This is a genomic window from Pseudomonas sp. 1928-m (assembly GCF_029269135.1).
Taxonomy (GTDB): domain Bacteria; phylum Pseudomonadota; class Gammaproteobacteria; order Pseudomonadales; family Pseudomonadaceae; genus Aquipseudomonas.
On record NZ_JARIXO010000004.1, the window covers coordinates 167990 to 190431 of the forward strand.

The 22442-nt window shown below is 60.2% G+C and carries 19 protein-coding genes; 11 read left to right on the plus strand and 8 right to left on the minus strand.

Going from position 1 to position 22442, the window contains the following annotated elements; translation table 11 throughout:
- The first annotated feature begins 2 nt into the window (after window positions 1-2).
- Window positions 3-2612, plus strand: coding sequence for a Fe/S-dependent 2-methylisocitrate dehydratase AcnD (gene acnD, locus P3C18_RS14595; RefSeq protein ID WP_275962721.1), 2610 nt, complete (start codon window positions 3-5; stop codon window positions 2610-2612).
- A 110-nt stretch (window positions 2613-2722) separates the two neighbouring features.
- Window positions 2723-3910 (plus strand): 2-methylaconitate cis-trans isomerase PrpF, encoded by a 1188-nt coding sequence (prpF, locus tag P3C18_RS14600; protein ID WP_275962578.1) that lies wholly within the window; start codon window positions 2723-2725, stop codon window positions 3908-3910.
- Between the two features lie 66 nt (window positions 3911-3976).
- Here the strand turns inward: prpF and P3C18_RS14605 are convergent, their stop codons facing one another.
- Window positions 3977-4795 carry a pyruvate, water dikinase regulatory protein gene (locus P3C18_RS14605; RefSeq protein ID WP_275962579.1) on the minus strand — a complete coding sequence of 273 codons (819 nt, stop codon included), beginning with the start codon at window positions 4793-4795 and terminating at the stop codon, window positions 3977-3979.
- Window positions 4796-4993: 198 nt separating this feature from the next.
- Between P3C18_RS14605 and ppsA the strand changes: the two genes are divergently transcribed.
- From ppsA to P3C18_RS14650, 9 genes are all read left to right on the plus strand, one after another.
- Complete coding sequence (gene ppsA, locus P3C18_RS14610) at window positions 4994-7369, plus strand: phosphoenolpyruvate synthase (protein ID WP_275962580.1); 2376 nt, start codon at window positions 4994-4996, stop codon at window positions 7367-7369.
- 63 nt (window positions 7370-7432) lie between these two features.
- Window positions 7433-8440: an alpha/beta fold hydrolase gene (locus tag P3C18_RS14615; RefSeq protein WP_275962581.1), complete on the plus strand. Its 1008-nt coding sequence runs from the start codon at window positions 7433-7435 to the stop codon at window positions 8438-8440.
- 49 nt (window positions 8441-8489) lie between these two features.
- Complete coding sequence (locus P3C18_RS14620) at window positions 8490-8789, plus strand: Rieske (2Fe-2S) protein (protein WP_275962582.1); 300 nt, start codon at window positions 8490-8492, stop codon at window positions 8787-8789.
- A gap of 30 nt (window positions 8790-8819) precedes the next feature.
- Complete coding sequence (gene rraA / locus P3C18_RS14625) at window positions 8820-9308, plus strand: ribonuclease E activity regulator RraA (protein WP_275962584.1); 489 nt, start codon at window positions 8820-8822, stop codon at window positions 9306-9308.
- Window positions 9309-9328: 20 nt separating this feature from the next.
- Window positions 9329-10324, plus strand: a complete 996-nt coding sequence (locus P3C18_RS14630; protein WP_275962585.1) for a zinc transporter ZntB — start codon at window positions 9329-9331, stop codon at window positions 10322-10324.
- Window positions 10325-10378: 54 nt separating this feature from the next.
- On the plus strand, window positions 10379-10624 hold the full coding sequence (locus P3C18_RS14635) for a CrfX protein (RefSeq protein WP_108488145.1): 246 nt from the start codon (window positions 10379-10381) through the stop codon (window positions 10622-10624).
- 2 nt (window positions 10625-10626) lie between these two features.
- On the plus strand, window positions 10627-11442 hold the full coding sequence (locus P3C18_RS14640; protein ID WP_160014145.1) for a mechanosensitive ion channel domain-containing protein: 816 nt from the start codon (window positions 10627-10629) through the stop codon (window positions 11440-11442).
- 88 nt (window positions 11443-11530) lie between these two features.
- The gene (sigX, locus tag P3C18_RS14645; RefSeq protein WP_275962586.1) at window positions 11531-12130 is read left to right on the plus strand and encodes an RNA polymerase sigma factor SigX; all 600 of its coding nucleotides are present in this window, start codon (window positions 11531-11533) and stop codon (window positions 12128-12130) included.
- Window positions 12131-12229: 99 nt separating this feature from the next.
- Window positions 12230-13195: an OmpA family protein gene (locus P3C18_RS14650; protein ID WP_275962587.1), complete on the plus strand. Its 966-nt coding sequence runs from the start codon at window positions 12230-12232 to the stop codon at window positions 13193-13195.
- A 139-nt stretch (window positions 13196-13334) separates the two neighbouring features.
- On the opposite strand, the gene cobA is transcribed toward P3C18_RS14650, so the two are convergent.
- From cobA to P3C18_RS14685, 7 genes are all read right to left on the minus strand, one after another.
- The gene (cobA, locus tag P3C18_RS14655) at window positions 13335-14072 is read right to left on the minus strand and encodes a uroporphyrinogen-III C-methyltransferase (RefSeq protein WP_275962588.1); all 738 of its coding nucleotides are present in this window, start codon (window positions 14070-14072) and stop codon (window positions 13335-13337) included.
- A gap of 284 nt (window positions 14073-14356) precedes the next feature.
- Window positions 14357-16024 (minus strand): bifunctional protein-serine/threonine kinase/phosphatase, encoded by a 1668-nt coding sequence (locus P3C18_RS14660; protein WP_275962589.1) that lies wholly within the window; start codon window positions 16022-16024, stop codon window positions 14357-14359.
- A 240-nt stretch (window positions 16025-16264) separates the two neighbouring features.
- The gene (locus tag P3C18_RS14665; RefSeq protein ID WP_275962590.1) at window positions 16265-17476 is read right to left on the minus strand and encodes a nitrate/nitrite transporter; all 1212 of its coding nucleotides are present in this window, start codon (window positions 17474-17476) and stop codon (window positions 16265-16267) included.
- A gap of 862 nt (window positions 17477-18338) precedes the next feature.
- Window positions 18339-18785: a thioesterase family protein gene (locus tag P3C18_RS14670; RefSeq protein ID WP_275962591.1), complete on the minus strand. Its 447-nt coding sequence runs from the start codon at window positions 18783-18785 to the stop codon at window positions 18339-18341.
- An 81-nt stretch (window positions 18786-18866) separates the two neighbouring features.
- Window positions 18867-20711 carry a sulfatase-like hydrolase/transferase gene (locus P3C18_RS14675; protein ID WP_275962592.1) on the minus strand — a complete coding sequence of 615 codons (1845 nt, stop codon included), beginning with the start codon at window positions 20709-20711 and terminating at the stop codon, window positions 18867-18869.
- 81 nt (window positions 20712-20792) lie between these two features.
- On the minus strand, window positions 20793-21482 hold the full coding sequence (locus P3C18_RS14680; protein WP_275962593.1) for a polysaccharide lyase family 7 protein: 690 nt from the start codon (window positions 21480-21482) through the stop codon (window positions 20793-20795).
- Window positions 21483-21621: 139 nt separating this feature from the next.
- The gene (locus P3C18_RS14685) at window positions 21622-22413 is read right to left on the minus strand and encodes an ABC transporter ATP-binding protein (RefSeq protein WP_275962594.1); all 792 of its coding nucleotides are present in this window, start codon (window positions 22411-22413) and stop codon (window positions 21622-21624) included.
- Window positions 22414-22442: the final 29 nt, after the last annotated feature.

The window sequence follows — 22442 nt, forward strand, 5'->3', positions numbered from 1 at the left end:
GCATGAATACTCAGTACCGTAAGCCTCTGCCCGGCACTGCGCTGGACTACTTCGACACCCGTGAGGCGGTCGATGCCATCGCCCCTGGCGCCTACGCCAAGCTGCCCTACGTATCCCGCGTGCTGGCTGAGCAGCTGGTGCGCCGCTGTGAGCCAGCCGCGCTGACCGATTCACTCAAGCAGTTGATCGAGCGCAAGCAGGACCTGGATTTCCCCTGGTACCCGGCTCGCGTGGTCTGCCACGACATCCTCGGGCAGACCGCCCTGGTCGACCTGGCCGGTCTGCGTGATGCCATCGCCGAGAAGGGCGGTGACCCGTCCAAGGTCAACCCGGTAGTGCCGACCCAGCTGATTGTCGACCACTCCCTGGCCGTGGAAGCGCCGGGCTTCGACCCGGATGCCTTCGCCAAGAACCGCGCCATCGAAGACCGTCGCAACGAGGACCGTTTCCACTTTATCGAGTGGACCAAGACCGCGTTCAAGAACGTCGACGTGATCCCGGCCGGTAACGGAATCATGCACCAGATCAACCTGGAGAAAATGAGCCCGGTGATCCAGGCGCGTGGTGGTGTGGCCTTCCCGGACACCTGCGTGGGCACCGACTCGCACACTCCGCACGTCGATGCCCTGGGCGTGATCGCCATTGGCGTCGGCGGTCTGGAAGCGGAAACCGTGATGCTCGGCCTGCCGTCGATGATGCGCCTGCCCGACATCGTCGGCGTGCAGCTCACTGGCAAGCGCCAGCCGGGCATTACCGCCACCGATATCGTCCTGGCCATCACCGAGTTCTTGCGCAAGGAGCGCGTGGTCGGTGCCTGGGTCGAGTTCTTTGGCGCGGGTGCGGATAGCCTGTCGATCGGCGACCGCGCGACCATTTCCAACATGTGCCCGGAATACGGCGCCACCGCTTCGATGTTCTACATCGACCAGCAAACCATCGATTACCTCAAGCTCACCGGTCGTGAGCCGGAGCAGATCGAGCTGGTAGAGAACTACGCCAAGACCACTGGTCTGTGGGCCGATGCGCTGGTGACCGCCGAGTACGAGCGCGTACTGAGCTTTGATCTGTCGACCGTTGTGCGCAACATGGCCGGCCCGTCCAACCCGCACAAGCGCTTGCCGACCTCGGCACTGCAAGAGCGCGGTATTGCCGACGAAGCCAAGCTGGCCTCCGGCAAGGTCGAGGAAGCCGAAGGCCTGCTGCCGGATGGCGCGGTGATCATCGCCGCCATCACCAGCTGCACCAACACCTCCAACCCGCGCAACGTGGTGGCCGCCGGTCTGCTGGCGAAGAAGGCCAACGAGCTGGGTCTGCTGCGCAAACCGTGGGTCAAGACGTCCTTCGCCCCGGGCTCCAAGGTCGCCAAGCTGTACCTGGAAGATGCCGGTCTGCTGTCGGAGCTGGAAAAGCTCGGCTTCGGCATCGTCGGTTATGCCTGCACTACCTGTAACGGCATGTCCGGTGCGCTGGACCCGCTGATCCAGCAGGAAATCATCGACCGCGATCTGTATGCCACTGCGGTACTGTCCGGCAACCGTAACTTCGACGGCCGTATCCACCCCTACGCTAAGCAGGCCTTTCTGGCTTCGCCGCCGCTGGTGGTGGCCTACGCCATCGCCGGTACCGTGCGCTTTGATATCGAGCAGGACGTGCTCGGTACTGACAAGAACGGTAACCCGATCACCCTGAAGGACCTGTGGCCGAGCGACGAGGAAATCGACGCTATCGTTGCCGCCTCGGTGAAGCCGGAGCAGTTCAAGCAGATCTACATCCCGATGTTCGATCTGGGCACTATCGAGGAAGCGGAAAGCCCGCTGTACGACTGGCGTCCGATGTCCACCTATATCCGCCGTCCGCCGTACTGGGAAGGCGCGCTGGCCGGCGAGCGTACCCTCAAGGGCATGCTGCCGCTGGCGATCCTGCCGGACAACATCACCACCGACCACCTGTCGCCGTCCAACGCGATCCAGATGAACTCGGCCGCCGGTGAATACCTGCACAAGATGGGCCTGCCGGAAGAGGACTTCAACTCTTACGCCACCCACCGTGGCGACCACCTGACTGCGCAGCGCGCTACGTTCGCCAACAAAGAACTGGTCAATGAAATGGCCGTTGTTGACGGCGTAGTGAAGAAGGGTTCGCTGGCACGTGTCGAGCCGGAAGGCCACGTCATGCGCATGTGGGAAGCAATCGAAACCTATATGAACCGCAAGCAGAACCTGATCATCGTTGCCGGTGCTGACTACGGTCAGGGCAGCTCGCGTGACTGGGCGGCCAAGGGCGTGCGTTTGGCGGGTGTGGAAGTGATCGCGGCCGAAGGTTTCGAGCGTATTCACCGCACCAACCTGGTTGGCATGGGCGTGCTGCCGGTCGAGTTCAAGCCGGGCACCACCCGCCTGACCCTTGGCCTCGACGGCACTGAGACTTACGACATTCAGGGCGATGTGTCGCCGCGCTGCGAGCTGACCCTGGTGGTCAATCGCCGCAATGGTGAAGTGGTCAAAGTGCCGGTGATCTGCCGTCTGGACACTGCGGCCGAAGTGCATGTGTACAAGGCCGGTGGCGTGCTGCAGCGTTTCGCCCAGGACTTCCTCGAAGGCGCCGTCGCCTGATTCCGTAGGGTGGACGGCACTTTCCCATCCACCGTTTTCGCGCACAGACGGTGGATCGCTGAAGCGTGATCCACCCTACGGCAATTTCACTCTTCAGCCAGGACCAAGCCATGGCTCATCTATCCCAGATTAGAATTCCCGCCACCTATATGCGTGGCGGCACTAGCAAGGGCGTGTTCTTCCGCCTGCAGGACCTGCCGCCAAGCTGCCAGGTGCCGGGCGCTGCGCGCGACACGCTGTTTATGCGGGTGATCGGCAGCCCCGATCCCTATGCCGCGCAGATCGACGGCATGGGCGGCGCAACGTCCTCGACCTCCAAGTGCGTGATCCTGTCGAAAAGCAGTCAACCGGGTCACGACGTTGACTACCTCTATGGCCAGGTTTCGATAGATAAGGCCTTCGTCGACTGGAGCGGCAACTGCGGCAACCTGTCTACCGGTGCTGGGGCTTTTGCCATTCATGCCGGCCTGCTTGACCCCGCGCGTATCCCGGAAAACGGCGTATGCGTGGTGCGGATCTGGCAGGCGAATATCCAGAAAACCATCATCGCCCATGTGCCGGTCAGCAATGGCCAGGTACAGGAAACCGGCGACTTCGAGCTTGATGGAGTGACCTTTCCGGCGGCCGAAATCGTGCTGGAGTTTCTCGATCCGTCCGATGACGGCGAAGAGGGCGGTTCGATGTTCCCCACCGGCAATCTGGTTGATGACTTGGAGGTGCCAGGTGTCGGTACCTTCAAAGCGACCATGATCACTGCCGGTATTCCGACCGTATTCGTCAATGCCGAAGACATTGGCTACAGCGGCACTGAGCTGCGCGAGCAGATCAATGGCGACCCTGAGCAACTGGCGCGTTTCGAGAAAATTCGCGTGGCCGGCGCCTTGCGTATGGGCTTGATCAAAACGGCGGAAGAGGCGGCCACCCGCCAGCACACGCCGAAGATTGCCTTTGTCGCCCAACCCAAGGATTACGTTTCATCCAGCGGTAAAACGGTGCAGGCCGCTGATATCGATCTACTGGTGCGCGCGCTGTCCATGGGCAAGCTGCACCACGCGATGATGGGCACTTGCGCAGTCGCAATCGGCACGGCAGCGGCGATTCCCGGCACCTTGGTCAATCTGGCGGCCGGTGGCAGCGCGCGCGAAGCGGTGCGTTTTGGCCATCCATCCGGCACCTTGCGTGTGGGGGCTCAAGCGGCGCTGGTTGATGGCCAGTGGACGGTAACCAAGGCGATCATGAGTCGCAGCGCGCGAATCTTGATGGAAGGTTGGGTGCGCGTGCCGGGCGATATTTTGTAGGCTTGTAAATGAGAAAAGGCTCGAAGTGTTCGAGCCTTTTCTTTTCGCTTCAATGGGTTGTATAGGTTATTTGAGGCGGCGCTCAACACCTTTTTCTACCAGTATTTTTGCCGAAATTTCTTCAACCGAAAAATGGGTGGAGTTGATAAAGGCGATATTCTCGCGGCGGAACAGGTTTTCCACCTCGCGTACTTCAAATTCGCACTGGGCGAAGCTGGCGTAGCGGCTATTGGGCTTGCGCTCGTGGCGGATCGCGGTGAGACGATCCGGGTCGATGGTCAGGCCAAACAGTTTGTCTTTGTACTTCTTTAGTGAGGCTGGCAGCTGCAGGCGCTCCATATCGTCTTCGGTCAGCGGGTAATTTGCGGCACGAATGCCGTATTGCATGGCCATATACAAACAGGTGGGCGTTTTGCCGCAACGCGAGACGCCAACCAGGATCAGGTCGGCCTTGTCGTAGTAGTGGGTGCGCGCGCCGTCGTCGTTGTCCAGGGCGAAGTTGACCGCCTCGATACGCTCCATGTAATTGGAGTTGTGGCCAATGGAATGGGACTTGCCGACCGAGTACGAGGAATGTGAGGTCAGTTCCTGTTCCAGTGGGGCGAGGAAGGTCGAGAAGATGTCGATCATAAAACCATCGGATTCGGCCAGGATGTCGCGAATGTCCTGATTGACGATGGTGTCGAAGATGATCGGCCGCGCGCCGTCTTTCTCTGCGGCGGTGTTGATTTGTTGTACCATTGCGCGCGCTTTTTCCACGCTGTCGATGTAAGGGCGCGTGAGTTTGGTGAAGTCGATGGTTTCAAACTGTGCCAGCAGACTTTGGCCCAGGGTTTCGGCGGTTATGCCGGTGCCATCGGAGATGAAAAAAGCGGTTCGTTTCATTTGCACCATGGGCCTTAAGCTGAGGACGAATCTTGGCTATCATAGGCCCGCCTTTGCAGGGCCGATCTGGCCGGCATTGTTACTTATTTTCCAGGGCCAGGCCACAATCGTGCGGGCATGTCTGCCGCCGAGCTTCCCAGCCCCTAGAGAGCCTTGAACGGGTTCTGAGCTTTTCCAACATTTAGTGGAGAGATCACCTTGGTAGAGTACGTAGTTTCCCTCGATAAGCTCGGCAATCACGATGTTGAGCACGTAGGGGGCAAGAACGCCTCCCTGGGCGAGATGATCAGCAACCTTGCCGGTGCCGGAGTTTCGGTGCCTGGCGGTTTCGCCACTACGGCCCAGGCCTACCGGGACTTTCTCGAACTGAGCGGCCTGAACGAGCAGATCCATGCCGCGCTGGATGCCCTTGACGTTGATGACGTTAACGCCCTGGCCAAGACCGGCGCGCAGATCCGCCAGTGGGTGATGGATGCGGCTTTCCCCGAAGAATTGAACGCCCAGATCCGCACCGCCTTCGCCGAAATGGCCGGCGGTAACGACAATATGGCCGTTGCCGTGCGCTCATCGGCCACCGCCGAAGACCTGCCAGACGCCTCGTTTGCTGGCCAGCAGGAAACCTTCCTGAATATCCGCGGCGTGGACAACGTGATCCGTGCCGCCAAAGAGGTATTCGCCTCGCTGTTCAACGACCGCGCCATTGCCTACCGCGTGCACCAGGGCTTTGACCACAAACTGGTCGCCCTGTCTGCCGGCGTGCAGCGCATGGTGCGTTCGGAAACCGGCACGGCCGGCGTGATGTTCACCCTGGACACCGAGTCGGGCTTCCGCGACGTGGTGTTTATCACCGGCGCTTACGGCCTCGGCGAAACTGTGGTGCAGGGTGCGGTCAACCCGGACGAATTCTATGTGCACAAGCAGACGCTGGAAGCCGGTCGCCCGGCCATTCTGCGCCGCAATTTGGGCAGCAAAGCCATCAAGATGATCTATGGCGACGAAGCCAAGGCCGGTAAATCGGTCAAGGTGGTCGATGTCGATCGCGCCGAACGTGCGCGCTTCTGCTTGACGGATGCCGAGGTCAGCGAGCTGGCCAAGCAGGCCATGATCATCGAGAAGCACTACGGTCGTCCGATGGACATCGAGTGGGCCAAAGACGGTGATGACGGCAAGCTGTATATCGTTCAGGCCCGTCCTGAAACGGTGAAAAGCCGCACCAACGTCAATGTGATGGAGCGCTACCTGCTCAAGGAAACCGGCACCGTGCTGGTGGAAGGTCGTGCTATCGGTCAGAAGATCGGTGCAGGCCGCGTGCGGGTGATCCATGACGTGTCCGAAATGGACAAAGTCCAGCCCGGCGATGTGCTGGTATCCGACATGACCGACCCGGACTGGGAGCCGGTGATGAAGCGCGCCAGCGCCATCGTCACCAACCGTGGCGGGCGTACCTGCCACGCCGCGATCATCGCCCGTGAGCTGGGTATCCCTGCTGTAGTCGGTTGCGGCAACGCCACCCAGGTGCTGAAAGACGGCATGGGTGTGACGGTTTCCTGCGCCGAGGGCGACACCGGCTTTATCTTCGAAGGTGAGCTGGGCTTCGACATTCGCAAGAACTCGGTCGATGCCATGCCCGAGCTGCCGTTCAAGATCATGATGAACGTCGGTAACCCCGACCGCGCCTTCGACTTCGCCCAGTTGCCCAACGAAGGTGTTGGTCTGGCGCGTCTGGAATTCATCATCAACCGCATGATCGGCGTGCACCCGAAAGCTCTGCTGAACTTCGCCGGCCTGCCGCCGGAGATCAAGGACAGCGTCGAGAAGCGCATCGCCGGTTACGACGATCCAGTCAATTTCTACGTCGAGAAACTGGTCGAGGGTATCAGCACCCTGGCTGCTGCGTTCTGGCCGAAGAAGGTCATCGTGCGTCTGTCGGACTTCAAGTCCAACGAATACGCCAACCTGATCGGCGGCAAGCTGTATGAGCCGGAAGAAGAGAACCCGATGCTCGGTTTCCGTGGCGCTTCGCGTTACATCAGCGAATCGTTCCGCGACTGCTTCGAGCTGGAGTGCCGTGCGCTGAAGAAAGTGCGCAACGAGATGGGCCTGACCAACGTCGAGATCATGGTGCCGTTCGTGCGTACTCTGGGCGAAGCCAGCCAGGTGGTCGATCTGTTGGCTGCCAACGGCCTGGCCCGTGGTCAGGATGGCCTGAAGGTCATCATGATGTGCGAGCTGCCGTCCAACGCCATCCTGGCTGAGGAATTCCTTGAGTTCTTCGACGGTTTCTCCATCGGCTCCAACGATCTGACTCAGCTGACCCTGGGCCTGGACCGTGACTCCGGCATCGTCGCGCACCTGTTCGATGAGCGTAACCCGGCAGTGAAGAAGCTGCTGAGCAACGCTATCCAGGCCTGTAACAAGGCCGGCAAGTACATCGGTATTTGCGGTCAGGGCCCGTCCGATCACCCGGATCTGGCGCGCTGGCTGATGGAGCAGGGCATCGAAAGCGTATCGCTGAACCCGGATTCGGTGCTCGATACCTGGTTCTTCCTGGCCGAAGGTCAAGCGCCAGCCTGATAGCGCTTTAAAATCTCTATTCAAGGGCGGGTTAATCCTGCCCTTTTTTACGCCAGAGCAAAAATGCAAAGCAGCAGTGAGCTTTTCCCCGTCGCCTTGATCAGCGCGGAGTTCCGTGGCGATTTGAGCGAGGATGTCTATCGCCTCAAACCCGGCAACAGCCCGGACAGCAGTGTCGAGCTGGCACTGACGCGTCTCGGCCGCGCCGGGCATGAGCAGCATCGCGGCGTGCCGGTGATACTGATTCCCGGCAGTTTTTCCAACCGCCGTTTCTGGTATTCGCCCAAGTGCATTGGTTTGGGGCCTTACCTGGCGCGCGCCGGTTTTGATGTGTGGATCGCCGAAATGCGTGGCCATGGCCTGTCGCCGCGTAACCGCGACTATTCACGCAACACGGTCAGTGACTACGTACGCTACGACTTGCCGGCGATTGCCGATTTTGTGTATGAGCAGAACCCGCAGAAGGCCCATTGGCTGGGGCATTCCCTTGGCGGGATCATTCTCGCCGGTGCGCTTGGCGGGCATTACCTGAGTGAAAGCAAAGTTGCCTCTGGCGTGCTGTTTGGCAGCCAGGTCAGTCGGGTCTACTGGCCACTGAAGTTGCCGCCACTGGAGTGGGGCAGCCGCTTGCTGCTCAAGCGTTTCTCGGTGATTTCCGGCTCGCGGCTCAAGCGCGGCCCTGAGGATGAACCGATTGGTCTGGCGGTCGAAAGCTTGCGTTGGCATGGCTTGTTCGGCCGTTTTGGCGATGCTGAGCGTGATTGGTGGGCAGGCCTAGCGGAGGTGCGTGTACCGGTTATGGCCGTGGCCGCGCTGGGTGATCATCAGGACCCGGCCTGGGCCTGCGAGAAGTTGCTCAAGCAATTTGGTTCGCCCCTGAGCGAGTTTCTCTGTCTAGGCAAAAAGCATGGTTTTAGCGGTGATTTCGGTCATGTCGAAATGCTCGTCAGTAAAGAAGCGCAGCGCGAGGTCTGGCCGCTGGTCGAGCAATGGTTGCGCAAGAGCCCACAGGTGGCTGCAGAGCTGGAAAACAGCGAGTTAGAGGGCAATAAAGCCGTTTCCGCTGAGTAAGCTTGCGGCTAGTATCGCGGTTCACGTTTGCCGCGAAGGCGCAGGTGCGATGTTTATTGCTCTTGAACGCTTGCTCAACCTGGATGACGGCTACCGGCAGGTTTTTCAGCTGCAGGGGCGTAGTCTGCTGTTGCTGGTGGTCGAAGGTCGTACCTTATTGCTGGAAAACCGCTGCCCCCATCAAGGTGCAGCGCTCGATAAAGCCAGCATCACCGCTGGTGTGCTGCGTTGCCCGCGGCACGGAATTGAGTTTGACCTGGCCAGTGGCCGCGCGCTGAATGCGCCCTGCGCCAGTCTTGTGTATTTGCCTGTGGCTTATGATGCGGACCGGGTCGGGATCGACCTGTAAGCACCCTCACACTATCCAAGGAGCTTTGCCATGCACTACATCACTCCCGATTTGTGCGACGCCTACCCGGAACTGGTCCAGGTGGTTGAGCCGATGTTCAGCAATTTCGGTGGTCGCGACTCTTTCGGCGGCGAGATCGTCACCGTCAAGTGCTTCGAGGACAACTCGCTGGTCAAGGAGCAGGTCGACCTTCCAGGTAAAGGCAAAGTGCTGGTGGTTGACGGTGGTGCTTCCATGCGCCGCGCGCTGCTCGGTGACATGCTCGCCGAGAAAGCCGCGAAGAATGGCTGGGAAGGCATTGTGGTGTATGGCTGCGTGCGTGATGTCGATGTACTGGCGCAAACCGACCTGGGCATCCAGGCCCTGGCCAGCCACCCGATGAAAACCGATAAGCGCGGTATCGGTGACCTCAATGTCGCGGTGACCTTTGGCGGCGTGACCTTCCGTCCGKGCGAGTTTGTTTATGCCGACAACAACGGCGTGATCATCTCGCCGTCTGCGCTGCAGATGCCGGAGTAGGGCGCTTGCAGGAAACTGTCATGCACGAAGGTGACAACGCGCAATGGGGTCTGGTGCACGCCTTTGTCCTCAATGGTCAGGGCGGCGCCCGCAGCATTGCCCGGCAGGAGCTGCACGGCCTGGTGCTGGGCGAGCAGGAAAGCCTCTGGCTGCATTGGGATCGCAGTCATCCGCAGACGCATACCTGGTTGCGTGCAGAGAGTGGCCTGAGCGGCTTTGCCTGCGATCTGCTGCTGGAAGAGAACACCCGTCCGCGTCTGTTGGCGCTGCCTGAACAGCAACTGCTGCTGTTCCTGCGTGGCCTGAACCTCAACCCTGGGGCAGAACCCGAGGACATGGTGTCGGTGCGCATTTTTGCCGATGCCCAGCGCGCGATCTCCCTGCGTTTGCGGCCGTTGCACGCAACCGAAGCCTTGATCGAGGACTTGCTGGCGGGCAGGGGGCCGAAAACCTCGGCTGAGCTGATCCTGCGTCTGGCGCATTACCTGACCGACAAGATCGAGCTGCTGGTCGGCGAGTTGTCCGAGCAGGTCGACGATCAGGAAGAGCGTGCTGATGCGCTGGAAAGTCAGGCACCCGATCATGCCGCGCTGCTGCAAATTCGCCGGCGTGCCGCCAGCTTGCGGCGTTTTCTCTCGCCACAGCGCGATATCTACGGGCAGCTCACGGCCAGTGCCCAGGCCTGGCTGGTGGGCGCCGACAGCAGTTATTGGAACGAGCTGAATAACCGCCTGACGCGCTACCTCGAAGAGTTGGAGTTGAGCCGTGAACGGGTCAACCTGCTGCTTGAGGCGGAAAATCGGCGCATGGATGAGCGGATGAACCGCACCATGTACCGCTTCGGCATCATTACCGGGATTTTCCTGCCGATGAGTTTTCTTACCGGCCTGCTCGGCATCAATGTTGGCGGTATTCCGGGTTCGGAAAGCCCCCATGGCTTTCTTCTGGCCTGTTCGCTGATGGCCGCCGTGGCGCTGGTGCAGTGGCTGCTGTTTCGTCGCTTGCGCTGGATCTGATGTGACTTGCTCGGTACTCGTCTCGTCTAGCCGACACATCCTGTGAGGTGCGCCATGCACGATCCCTTTGAAGAATCACTGCGCGATTTGCTCAAGTCGCCCACCTCAAGTCACGACGATGACGCTTGTCTGCATCGCGTGCTGAAAACCGCCAACCGTCAGGTCGGTGCAGGCGATCTGTTTGCCCTTATGGGGCACTGGGCCGGCGCACTGATGCTGGCACTGAATAACGGCTCGGCGCATGTGGCGCCGGTCTCGCGCCGTAAAACCACCGAATCAACTGTTAATAAGGCTGACTGAGCATGGAATTTACTCAAGTTCTGGTTGACGCGATGGCCAGCGTTTGGACCCCAATTGCCGCCTTTATCCCGCGTCTGTTTGGCGCCATGGTGGTGGTACTGCTGGGTTTTGTGGTGGCCAAGTTCCTCGACACGCTGCTGTCGAAATTGCTCGGCAAGATCGGCCTGGATCGCCTGATGGCCGGTACGGGCCTGACCAAGCTGCTGAGCCGCGCCGGCATTCAGGTGCCGGTGTCGACCCTGATCGGCAAGATCGTCTACTGGTTCGTGCTGTTGATCTTCCTGGTTACGGCCGCCGAATCCCTGGGGCTGGAGCGGGTTTCCGCAACCCTTGATGTGCTGGCCTTGTACCTGCCGAAAGTCTTCGGTGCAGCCCTGGTGCTGCTCGCGGGTGTGCTGTTGGCGCAGCTGGTCAGCGGCCTGGTGCGCGGCGCCGCAGAAGGTGTCGGGCTGGACTATGCAAGCGGGCTGGGTCGCGTGGCTCAGGGTCTGGTGATCATCATCAGTATCTCGGTGGCGATCGGTCAGCTTGAAGTGAAAACCGACCTGCTCAACAACGTGATCGCCATTGTGCTGATCTCGGTGGGTCTGGCGGTCGCCCTGGCGCTGGGCCTGGGCAGCCGGGATATTGCCAGCCAGATTCTGGCCGGCATTTATGTGCGCGAGTTGTATGAGGTTGGGCAACAAGTGCAGGTTGGTGCGGTCGAAGGGCAGATCGAGGAAATCGGCACGGTCAAAACCACGTTGCTGACGGAAGCCGGCGAGCTGGTTTCAGTGGCCAACCGTACCTTGCTCGAGCAGCAGGTAAGCAGCCGCTAAGGCTAATCCCTGTTATTGTATGCGGCCAATCCGCAGCCTGATTTGCAGGCTGCGCTGGCTTATGTCCTGACTGTCGGCCCGACTCGTTTTGAATAAAGCCCACTCTGCGTCTCTGCGTTACGACCCCCGCGAACTCTCGGACGAAGAGTTGGTGGCGCGTGCCCATGACGAGTTATTTCACATAACCCGTGCTTATGAAGAACTGATGCGTCGTTACCAGCGCACGTTATTCAACGTGTGTGCGCGTTATTTGGGTAACGACCGCGATGCTGACGATGTTTGTCAGGAGGTCATGCTCAAGGTCTTATATGGCCTAAAGAACTTTGAGGGCAAATCAAAGTTCAAAACCTGGTTGTACAGCATTACTTACAACGAATGTATTACTCAATATCGCAAAGAACGGCGTAAGCGCCGTCTTATTGACGCCTTAAGTTTGGACCCGCTTGAAGAAGCGTCCGAAGAAAAGGCGCCAAAGCCTGAAGATAAGGCCGGTCTTGATCGTTGGCTGGTGCACGTCAATCCGATTGATCGAGAAATTCTGGTGCTACGTTTTGTCGCAGAGCTGGAGTTTCAGGAGATTGCCGACATTATGCACATGGGCCTGAGTGCCACAAAAATGCGCTATAAACGCGCACTTGATCGTCTGCGTGATAAATTTTCCGATAGCACTGAAACTTATCTTGAATAAACCCGTCATAGCTAACGGTTAATTCTGTTAGAATAGCCGGCTGAGTTGTCTTGTGTCTGTCAGACAACTTACTGACCACCAAGATAGGGAACATTAGTAATGAAATTGAAAAACACTTTAGGCGTTGTCATTGGCTCGCTGTTGGCCACATCCTCCCTCAGCGTTCTGGCTCAGGGTCAAGGCGCTGTCGAAGTGGAGGGTTTTGCTAAGAAGGAAATGTTCGACAGCGCCCGTGACTTCAAAAACAACGGCAACCTGTTCGGCGGTAGCATCGGCTACTACCTGACTGACGACGTTGAACTGCGCCTGGCCTACGACGAAGTGCACAACGCTCGTGGCGAAGACGGCCGCAACATCAAGGGCTCTAACACCGCTCTGGATGCTCTGTACCACTTCAACAACGCTGGCGACGCACTGCGTCCTTACGTTTCGGCAGGCTTCTCTGATCAGAGCATCGGCCAGTCCGGTCGCGGTGGTCGTAACGGCTCCACCTTCGCCAACATCGGCGGCGGCGCCAAGTACTACTTCACTGAAAACTTCTACGCCCGTGCTGGCGTTGAAGCTCAGTACAACATCGACCAGGGCGACACCGAGTGGGCTCCAAGCGTCGGTATCGGCATGAACTTCGGTGGCGGCAGCAAGCCGGCTCCAGTTGTTGTCGCTGCTGTTGAGCCGACCCCTGAGCCAGTTGCTGCTGAAGAGCCGATGGAACTGGTTCGCGTTGAGCTGGACGTTAAGTTCGACTTCGACAAAGCCAGCGTTAAAGAAGAAAGCTACGGCGACATCAAGAACCTGGCTGACTTCATGAAGCAGTACCCACAGACCACCACCGTGGTTGAGGGTCACACTGACTCCAAAGGCAGCGACGCCTACAACCAGAACCTGTCCGAGCGTCGTGCAAGCGCTGTTCGTGACGTGCTGGTCAACCAGTACGGTGTAGACGCTGCTCGCGTTAACGCTGCTGGCTACGGCGAAGCTCGTCCGGTTGCTGACAACGCTACCGACGCCGGCCGCGCGGTTAACCGCCGCGTAGAAGCTGAAGTAGAAGCTCAGATCAAGCAGTAATCGATCTGGCTGTATAGAAAACCCGGCTTCGGCCGGGTTTTTCTTTATGGCATGCCATCCTGGGCAGTCATAAAGAAAAACCCGCGCAAAAAAAGCCCGCTGGTGGCGGGCAAGGGGAACTTCTCGGAGCGCGAAGCGGTTAGGCGCTGATAGCAGCGAGCTGCATATTCGGTTGCGCGGCGACTTCACCGATTACCAGAATGGCCGGGCTTTTCAGCTGGAAGTCGTGAGCGGCCTGCTGCATGGCTGCAAGGCTGCTGCGGCACTCGCGCTGGTGTGGCAGCGAAGCGTTTTCGATCATGGCCACCGGCATGTCGGCGCGCATGCCGCCCGCTAGCAGGCTTTCGCGGATTTCCGGCAGCTTGGCCACGCCCATATACACCACCAGGGTGGTGCCACTCTGGGCCAGGGCGGGCCAGTTCAGGCTGCTGTCGTCCTGGGTGTGGGCGGTAACCAGGGTTACCCCGCGTGCTACGCCGCGCAGGGTCAGAGGAATACCGCAATTGGTCGCGCCGGCCAGGCCAGCGGTGATGCCGTTGACCATTTCCACCTCGATACCGTGCTCGTTCAGCCAGTCGGCTTCTTCGCTGCCACGGCCGAAGATGCAGGGATCGCCGCCTTTGAGGCGCACCACGCATTTGCCCTGGCGCGCATAACGCAGCATCAGGCGGTGGATAAACGCTTGCGGGGTTGAACGGCAACCGCCGCGTTTACCGACCGACATGATCCGCGCGTTGCGGCAATGCTCCAGTACGGCTGGATTGACCAGATCATCGATCATCACGATCTCGGCCTGGTTAAGGGCTTTGACCGCCTTGAGGGTCAGCAGCTCCGGGTCACCGGGGCCAGCGCCTACCAGCCAGACTTTTGCGCTCATATTGATCTCCTCGGGCCTTGTGTATTTCGGATGGCTGGAAACAAAAAAGGCGTCCCGCTAGTTACCTAGCGAGGACGCCTTTGTCCAAGTCCCGTTCTATCGGGAAGTGCAGCCTGCTTCGTTGAGGCCGCGCTTTATTAAATTGTGCATCTGGCAATGCAGAGCTTGTGCCAACTTGCTTAGTAGCATTTTTAAAGGCTTATCAGTTGCTTACGGTCGATTTGTGATGCCTTTACGCACCTTTTTAAAGCGCCTTGCGCCACATTGGTGCGTGGTCTTTGGCTTTAGCGCAACAGCCCGATCAGCAGGAGCAGATTCAGCAGCAGGGAAAACAATGCCACGCTGCGCCAGACCAGCAGTGGCTCGCGCTCCAGCAACGGGCGTGGCCGGCTGCTAAGGGATTTACGTTCGGCCTGCTCTAAAGTTAGCAGCCATTCTTCGGCGGTTTCATAGCGCTGTTTCGGCTCGGCACTGAGCGCGCGGTTGAGGCTGTCGTCGACCCAGTTGGGCAAATCTGGCCGGTAGCGGCTGGCTGGGGTCGGTTGACCGAAGCGTGGATGCTGGAAGGCTTCAATTTCGCCGTAGGGATAGTGCCCCGTGAGCAGAAAATACAGCGCAACGCCTGCGCTGTAGAGGTCCTGCTGTGGGCTGGGCGCTGCGCCGGTAAAGGCTTCCGGGGCAATATAACTGGGAGTGCCGGGCAGTTCGCAGGCTTCATCACGGGTCAGGCCGGGACAGTAGGCCAGGCCGAAGTCCAGCACGCGCAGCTCGCCGTCATCGCCCCACAGCAGGTTTTCCGGCTTGATATCGCGGTGCAGGATATTGCGCCGATGCAGCATACCCAGGGCTTTGATCAGCCTAGGGGCAATGTCCAGCCATTCCGGCAGCCCCAGCGGGCCGCTCAGGCGCAGGTGTTCGGCCAGGGTTTGTCCGGCGTATTCGCGCTGCACGTAATACAGATGCTGACGCTGCGGCAGCGGATGCACTTCGGCGAAGAAGCGTCCGGCCACGCGGCGCAGAAACCACTCTTCGAGCAGCAGCGCGGGGCCGGCTTGTGGCTCATCGCTGCGGTTGGGCGGCAGGGTTTTCAGCAGCCAGCGCCGCGCTTGAGCATCACGCACTCGATACACCAGCGATTGGCGCGATTCGGCCAGCAGTCGCTCGACCTGCCAGCCTTCAAAATTCTGCCCTTCACGCAGTTTGGCCGGCAGTGGCCAGTGCTGCAGTTGCGCCAGGGTGTCGGCCAGATCGCTTTGCGGCAATGCCTCAACGCGCAGCAGCAGTGCGCTGGCGTTGTCCTGGCTGCCTGCCAGGTGCGCGGCATTGACCAGCGCACGGCTGGCGGCGGGCAGATCCTGCTCATCGTGGAGGATGCGCTGAATGCCCGCATCGCCCAGGGTGGCCCAGATACCGTCGCTGACCAGCACAAAACATTCGCCCTGGCGCAGCTCGCCATCCAGGTAATCCATCACCAGGTGCTGATCCAGGCCCATGGCGCGTTTGAGCACATGCTGCATGCCTGGTTGCTCCCACACATGGTCCTCGCTGAGGCGCTCAAGCGTGCCGTCCAGCCAGCGGTAGGCCCGGCAATCGCCGACATGCGCCAGGGTAAAGCGCCGGCCGCGCAGGATCAGCGCACTCAGGGTGGTGAGTAACGGCTGGCCACCGCCATTGGCTTGCAGCCAGCGGTTATGCGCGACCAGTACGCGGTCCAGCGATTGGGTGACTGCCCAGGTTTCCGGGGTGGAGTAGTAATCCAGGGCCAGCGCCTGCAAGGTGGCGCGCGCCGCCAGACCGCCATCGGCACACTGGCTGACGCCATCGGCGAGGGCGAACAGATAACCCTTGCTGGCCGCCAGCGCCGGTACCGGGGTGACCACGCGAATGGCATCCTGATTCTCGCTGCGTGGGCCGGTGGCACTGGCTTCGCCGAAGGTCAGTTGCAAGGCCATGCTGAAATTCCTGGGTCTGTTACTGAGGAAGCGCTGAGGCAAAGGCGAGGCTGGTGAGGCAGCTAAGGAGAGCCGCTGCCGACTTCTCCCGCCTTTCCTGACCAGTGCAATAAGCGCTGCCAGTCAGCCTCGCCTTTGCCTCAGTGCTCCAATGGTTTGGCGTAGGGTGGATCGCGCTTTAGCGATCCACCGTTGCTTGATGGTGGATGAGAAAGCGCCATCCACCCTACGTTTGTGTAGTTACACGCGGGCTGCGGTCACTGCGGCGCTGCCCCAGGTGGTGCGCCAGCGCAGCTTGACTCCATAGAGGCCGAACCAGGCGAGCACGCCGAGGCTGGCGAACAGCCATAAGCCGAGCTGGTAATCACCGGTCTGCTGCTTGATGGTGCCCAGGCCAGCGGCCAGGAGGAAGCCGCCGATACCACCGGCCATGCCGATCAGTCCGGTCATTACACCGATTTCCTTGCGAAAGCGCTGCGGCACCAGTTGGAACACTGCGCCGTTACCCGCGCCAAGGCCGAGCATGGCAGTGACGAACAAGGCCAGTGCGGCGGTCGAGCTTTCCAGATTGAAACCCACTGCTGCAATGCTCAAGGACGCCAGGGTGTACATCATCAGCAAGGTGCGGATGCCGCCGATACGGTCGGCCAGGGCGCCGCCGAGGGGGCGCAACAGGCTGCCGGCACAGACACAGGCGGCGGTGTAGTAGCCGGCGGTCACCGGATTCAGGCCGTACTGGTCGTTGAAATAACCGGGCAGGGCGCTGGCCAGGCCGATAAAGCCGCCGAAGGTCACGCTGTAGAAAAACATAAACCACCAGCTGTCGCGGTCACCCAGGGCTTTCAGGTAGTCGGCCAGGGCTTTGGGCTTGGCGCGCTCCGGAGCATTTTTGGCCACCAGGGCGAAGATCAGCAGGGTCGCCAGCAGTGGGATCAGCGCCCAGCCGAAGACGTTCTGCCAGCCGAACAGCGCCGCCAGACCGGGGGCGAACAGCGCAGCCAGCACAGTGCCGGAGTTGCCCGCACCGGCAATGCCCATGGCCTTGCCCTGATGCTGCGGCGGATACCACTGCGAGGCCAGCGGCAGGGCGACGGCGAACGCGGCACCGGCAAAGCCGAGGAACAGACCGAGTAACAAGGCATGCTCATAGCTGCTGATGCCGATCTGCCAGGCGCAGAACAGCGCCACGATGACGATTACCTGGCCAATCAGGCCGGCGCTCTTGGGCGACAGACGATCAGCCAGAAAACCCATCAGCAAACGCAGCACGGCGCCGGCGAGAATTGGCGTGGCGACCATCAGGCCGCGTTGTTGCGCGGTCAGGTCGAGATCGGTGGCGATCTGCACAGCCAGTGGGCCGAGCACGTACCAGACCATAAAGCTCAGGTCGAAATACAGAAACGCGGCGAACAAGGTTGGGGCGTGGCCGGATTTCCAGAAACTTGTATTCATCGAAAACCTCATTCAGCAAAAAAGGGTCCCGGTGGGGTGCGGTACGCCATGGTCGTGGACACGGCGGCCGCAACCCATCGGGGAGGTGGTGTACTTGTGGTACGCCACCCTGAGGAACAGGGTCTGTTGACGCTTCGACGCGATTGCGGCGAAACATCAACAGACCCTCCGCCACAGCTGGGTTGAGAGAGTTACTAGCGCAAGTCCTGGATCGCAGGGCAGGTGCCAGCCCCAAACGCTGGGGCATAAAACGCAAAACGCCGCATAAGCCGAACGCCCTGGGGCGTGGTTTATGCGACGTCTTTGTCGTTTGTTGAGCAGCCGCCATTGGCTACCTGTAACAGGGCTATAGCAAGAGCTGCGCCAACCGGGTAATCCACGGTTTTACGGGGCTTTCAGCTGTTGGATAGCTGCGGCTGTGCTGCAAAAGGAGGCGTTAGTGAATGGCTTGCCCCTGAATAGGGCGCAGAGACTGTTCCCGGTTCTGGCAAACCAGGTTGGGGAAGGGCAGGCCGCGATGGGCCTTGGTTCGAGTGCGTCAGCTGATACGCGTTAGCGCGCTGCAGCGTGATTCACTGGATGTGGCGTCGGCGGCGGTGCTTGCAGCCTGGGTGGGTAAGGGAAGGGTGAGGAGGGCCAGAGCGAGTAGGTTGCTCAAGAGCCCGGCGTGGCGGACATGGCTGCGCGTGGTCGGCATAGCAATTCCCCTGCTTTTGTTGTTATGCCTAAGGCGTAGCAGAGGATGTGCCAGCTGTCACGGTAGCAGCCGAATAATTGCGCAATTAAGCTGCGATCTGGACGTATTGTCGCGATCAGGCGTGATCAAGCAGGCAATTGCCAGCTTTATGTCGCTAGGGCCAGGTTACTTACCGAGCCAGTTGACCTTGCTGAATTTGCCGCTGAAGGTCGCCGGCATCTGCACCACTTTGCCCAGTTTGTAGTTGAAGAACACGAAACCGGATTTGGCCATGGCCACCAGCGCGCCATCGGCGGGGCGGGTGATGCGGAAGGTGATATCGCCGCCGTAAGTGTTGAAGTCCATCACGCCGACCTCGAACAGCAACTGATCGCGGGCGTGAGCCTCGGCGCGGTAGGTGGTGGCTAGGTCAGTGACGATGATGCCGGTGCCGTCTTCCTGGGTTTCTTCGATGCCGAACTCAAACAGAAAACGCGCCCGCGCCTCGGAAATCATCGAGATCATCGAATCGTTGCCCAGGTGGTTGGCAGCATTGATATCGGTCACCCGCACGGTCAGGTGGGTGCTGTAGCAGAACTGGTCTTCGGGAAACTCAAGGGTCAGGCGGGCCATGGGCAAAATCGCAGTCGAGAAAGATTGCCAGTTTACCCACTAGAGTTGGGCGCCATCCATGGCTGTCTACACCCGCGCTAGTTAATGCGCGAGAAAGCGGCGAATGCCTTGCAGTTCGCTGCGTATCACCGGCATGGCCAGTGGCAACAGCCGCGAGGCATCGACTATCGGGCGGTCGTCGGCGTGGCTGGTTTGCATCGCGGTAAAACTGCCACTGGAAAACGGCAGTACCACCTTGTGCTGGCCGTCCATAAAGGCCAGGCGGTCCCAGTCACCGGCAATCAGCATGCGCTTGGCGCTGGGTTTGAACAGGCTTTGACCGATGCTGTAGTCGCGGGGCGGGTTATTCACCCCAAGCAGCGGCAGCAGGGTTGGCAGCAGGTCGACATGGCTGGTCGGCAGCACTTCGCGATGCGCCGCCTGGCCAGGCACCCAGAGCACCAGCGGGACCTTGATCTGCTCATCAACAAAGGTCGAGTTGTGGCCCCAACGGCCTTTTTCCATAAATTCTTCACCGTGGTCGCCGGTGATCACGATCAGCGTGTTGTCGAGCAGTCCCTTGGCCTGCAGATGCTCAGTGATGCGCGCTATCTGGCTGTCGAGGTGGTGCACCGAGTTGAGGTAGCGCTTGTAGATGCCCTGGATGTCTCGCTCAAGATCCATGCTGGCGTAGCTGAAGTCCGGCAGGTAGTCCGGCTCGATAACCGACTCAGGTGGGAATTCGTAGTTGGCGTGGGGCGACTCGAAAAACATAAAGGTCATAAAGGGCTTGGCCGGCGCGCGCTGGTCAATGAACTGCAGCAGGTCATCGACATTCTTGCGGTCACGCTGCCAGCTGTGGCCCTGGTCAAAGGCCTGCATCTGCTCTGCGGGGACTTTGACGAACAGGGTTTTGTCGAACTCCGGGTAGCTGAATTTGGCACTGGTAAACAGCTTCATCTGGTACTGCTGCTGTTGCAGCACATCGATCAGCGGACTGCCCACCCGTGCGTCCAGCACCGGGAACCAGAGGTTGGCCGGCAGCCCGTAGAACTGGCTGAACATGCCGATGCGTGTGCCGTTGCCGCCGGAAAAGTGATTGTCGAAACGTTGCGCGCGCTCGGCGAATGCGCTGGTCTGCGGCATTACCCGCGGGTTGAGGCTATCCGCACGCCAGGACTCGGCCACCAACCAGACCACGTTCAATGGCTTGGCCGGCGGTTCAATACGCAAGGGCGCTTGCGGGTAGGCCAGCTGGCCTTTCAACGCGACATTTTCCACTTCCATACGCTGCGGGCGCTCCAGGCCCAGGCGCTTTTCGAGGAAGCCGCGCATGGTCAGGGGCTGATAAAACGGCATGCGCTGGGCGGTTTCCAGCAGTGGGCTGTAGCCATAGAAATGGCTGAGCGCATAGCTGGTTCGCTCACCTACGGCCAGCAGGATAAACAGCGGCAGCACCCACAGCAGGCGCGGTACCGGCACGCCGCGTGCCTTGCGCAGCAGACCTGCGGCCAGCAGATAGAGCGCGCCTTGGCCGGCCACTGTGGCGAGGGCAATCAAGGCAAAGCCGCGCTCGCTGGATTCCGATGAGCCCAGTGCGGCAATTCCGCCGGGGGTGGTGAGAATGTTCCAGACAAAACCGTTGAGGTGAAAGCCATAGAGCTTCCACAGCAGCATGTCGGCGTAGATCAGCAGTTGTAGCGCACTGGCCAGAGCGATCAGCAAAACGATGCGCGCCGCCCCCAGCCAGCGCCCGCAGAGCCGGCATAGTAGCCAGAACGGGCTGATAAACAATAAGGCGTAGCTGCTGATCAGCGCACCCTGATACACCCCCATGCCCAGTGATTCGGCCGGTTCGAAAAGCTGGCCGAGGTGAATGGCTACGGCCAGCCAGGTAAACAGCCAATACAACGCATCAACGCGGCGCGCGGGCGCAAAGGGGGGCATAGACAGTTCCTTATTAGAGATGCACGAAGCCTTGCAGCCTAATGCTGCTGGCTTAAGCGAGGCTTAACCTAGAGATGTGTTTTAACGGTGCAGGCTGTTAAGCCAGTAGAAGGTCACCCGCGCACCTTCGGTGCTGGGGCCGTAGTTGTCCTGAACGTAGGCGCCGGCTTTGAAGTAGAGCAGTTGCGTGCTCCAGTATCCGCTCAGTTGCTGGTAAAACGAACCATTATCACCATGGCTGCTGGTGACTTTGACGCCGAGCTTGCCACTTGGGGTGATGCGCAGCTCGTAGCTGAAGCGCTGATTAAGCTGGATATTCTCCGCCAGCAGAATGTTTTGTACGCCGCTGTCGCCCGGGCGCTTGCGCAGCAGCAGTTCGAGGCGGCCGACGCCGCGCAGATAGTGGTACTGCAATTTCAGCAGGGGGTCGTTGTTGCTGCCGGGCTCGTCCTTGCTGTGTACCTGGGCGATCACGATCTTGTTCTGGCTCGGCACCTGATTGACCGTCAATACCGCGCTCAGGTAGTTGTCGGCGCTGGCGTGATACCAGTTGCTCAGGCTGCCATCGGCTTGGGTCTCGCGCAGTTCGCTGCGTGGGTAGCGGGCGTCGGCGGTGCGCGAGCCGTTGACCGGCACCCAGAAGGTCACGCTGTCGTCGGCGTTGCGGCGGAAATACTGACTGTTGTAACCGTTGTTCAGGCGGGCGGTGCTGATGGTGCTGGGCGCGGGCGCGCTGGGCACGGAGAGATTCCAGGTGGTGAGGTCGAGCACAGGTGATCCTTAGAGAAGAGGTGCTGGCTCCTGTTCGTTGAATATCGCTGGGCGAAGTTCAATCAGCCTGATCGGCGGCTAAGCACCTTTACCCGTCGCGTCCGGCCAGAGCGGCGAACGCGACGGGCAAAACCGTGCCTTATGCAGCCGGGCGTTGCTGACGCTGGTAGAGAAACTCCAACACGGCAGTGCGGTAGGCGTGGTACTGCGGGTCATTGGCCAGGGCCAGGCGATCCCGTGGACGCGCCAGCTCGACCTTGACGATATCGCCCACGGTCGCCGCCGGGCCGTTGGTCATCATCACGATGCGGTCTGACAGCAGCACCGCTTCATCGACATCGTGGGTCACCATCACCACCGTGCTGTGGGTTTCGCCGACGATGCGCAGCAACTCGTCCTGCAGGTGCGCGCGGGWCAGGGCATCCAGCGCGCCGAAGGGCTCGTCCATCAGCAGCACTTTGGGCTGCATGGCCAGGGCGCGGGCGATGCCGACGCGCTGCTTCATGCCGCCAGAGATTTCATTGGGATGCTTGTAGGTGGCGTGGCTCAGGCCAACCATGGCCAGCGCCGCTTCGGTGCGCTCCTTGAGCTGGGCCTTGCTTTCCTTGCCGGCGAAGACCTTTTCCACCGCCAGGTAGACGTTGCCGTAGCAGGTCATCCAGGGCAGCAGGCTGTGGTTCTGGAACACCACGCCGCGCTCCGGGCCAGGGCCGTCGATCTCGCGGCCATTGCAGATCAGGCCGCCTTCGCTGGCCTCCAGCAGGCCGGCGATCAGGTTGAGTACGGTGGATTTACCGCAACCCGAATGGCCGATCAGGGTGACGAACTCACCCTTGGCAATGCTCAGGTTGACGTCGGTGAGGGCCTGAAAGCGGCCTTTCTTGGTGTCGAAATGCTTGCCGACCTGGGTCAGCTCCACGAATTTATCCATGTTGCGGCTCCTTAAACGGGCGTAATCAG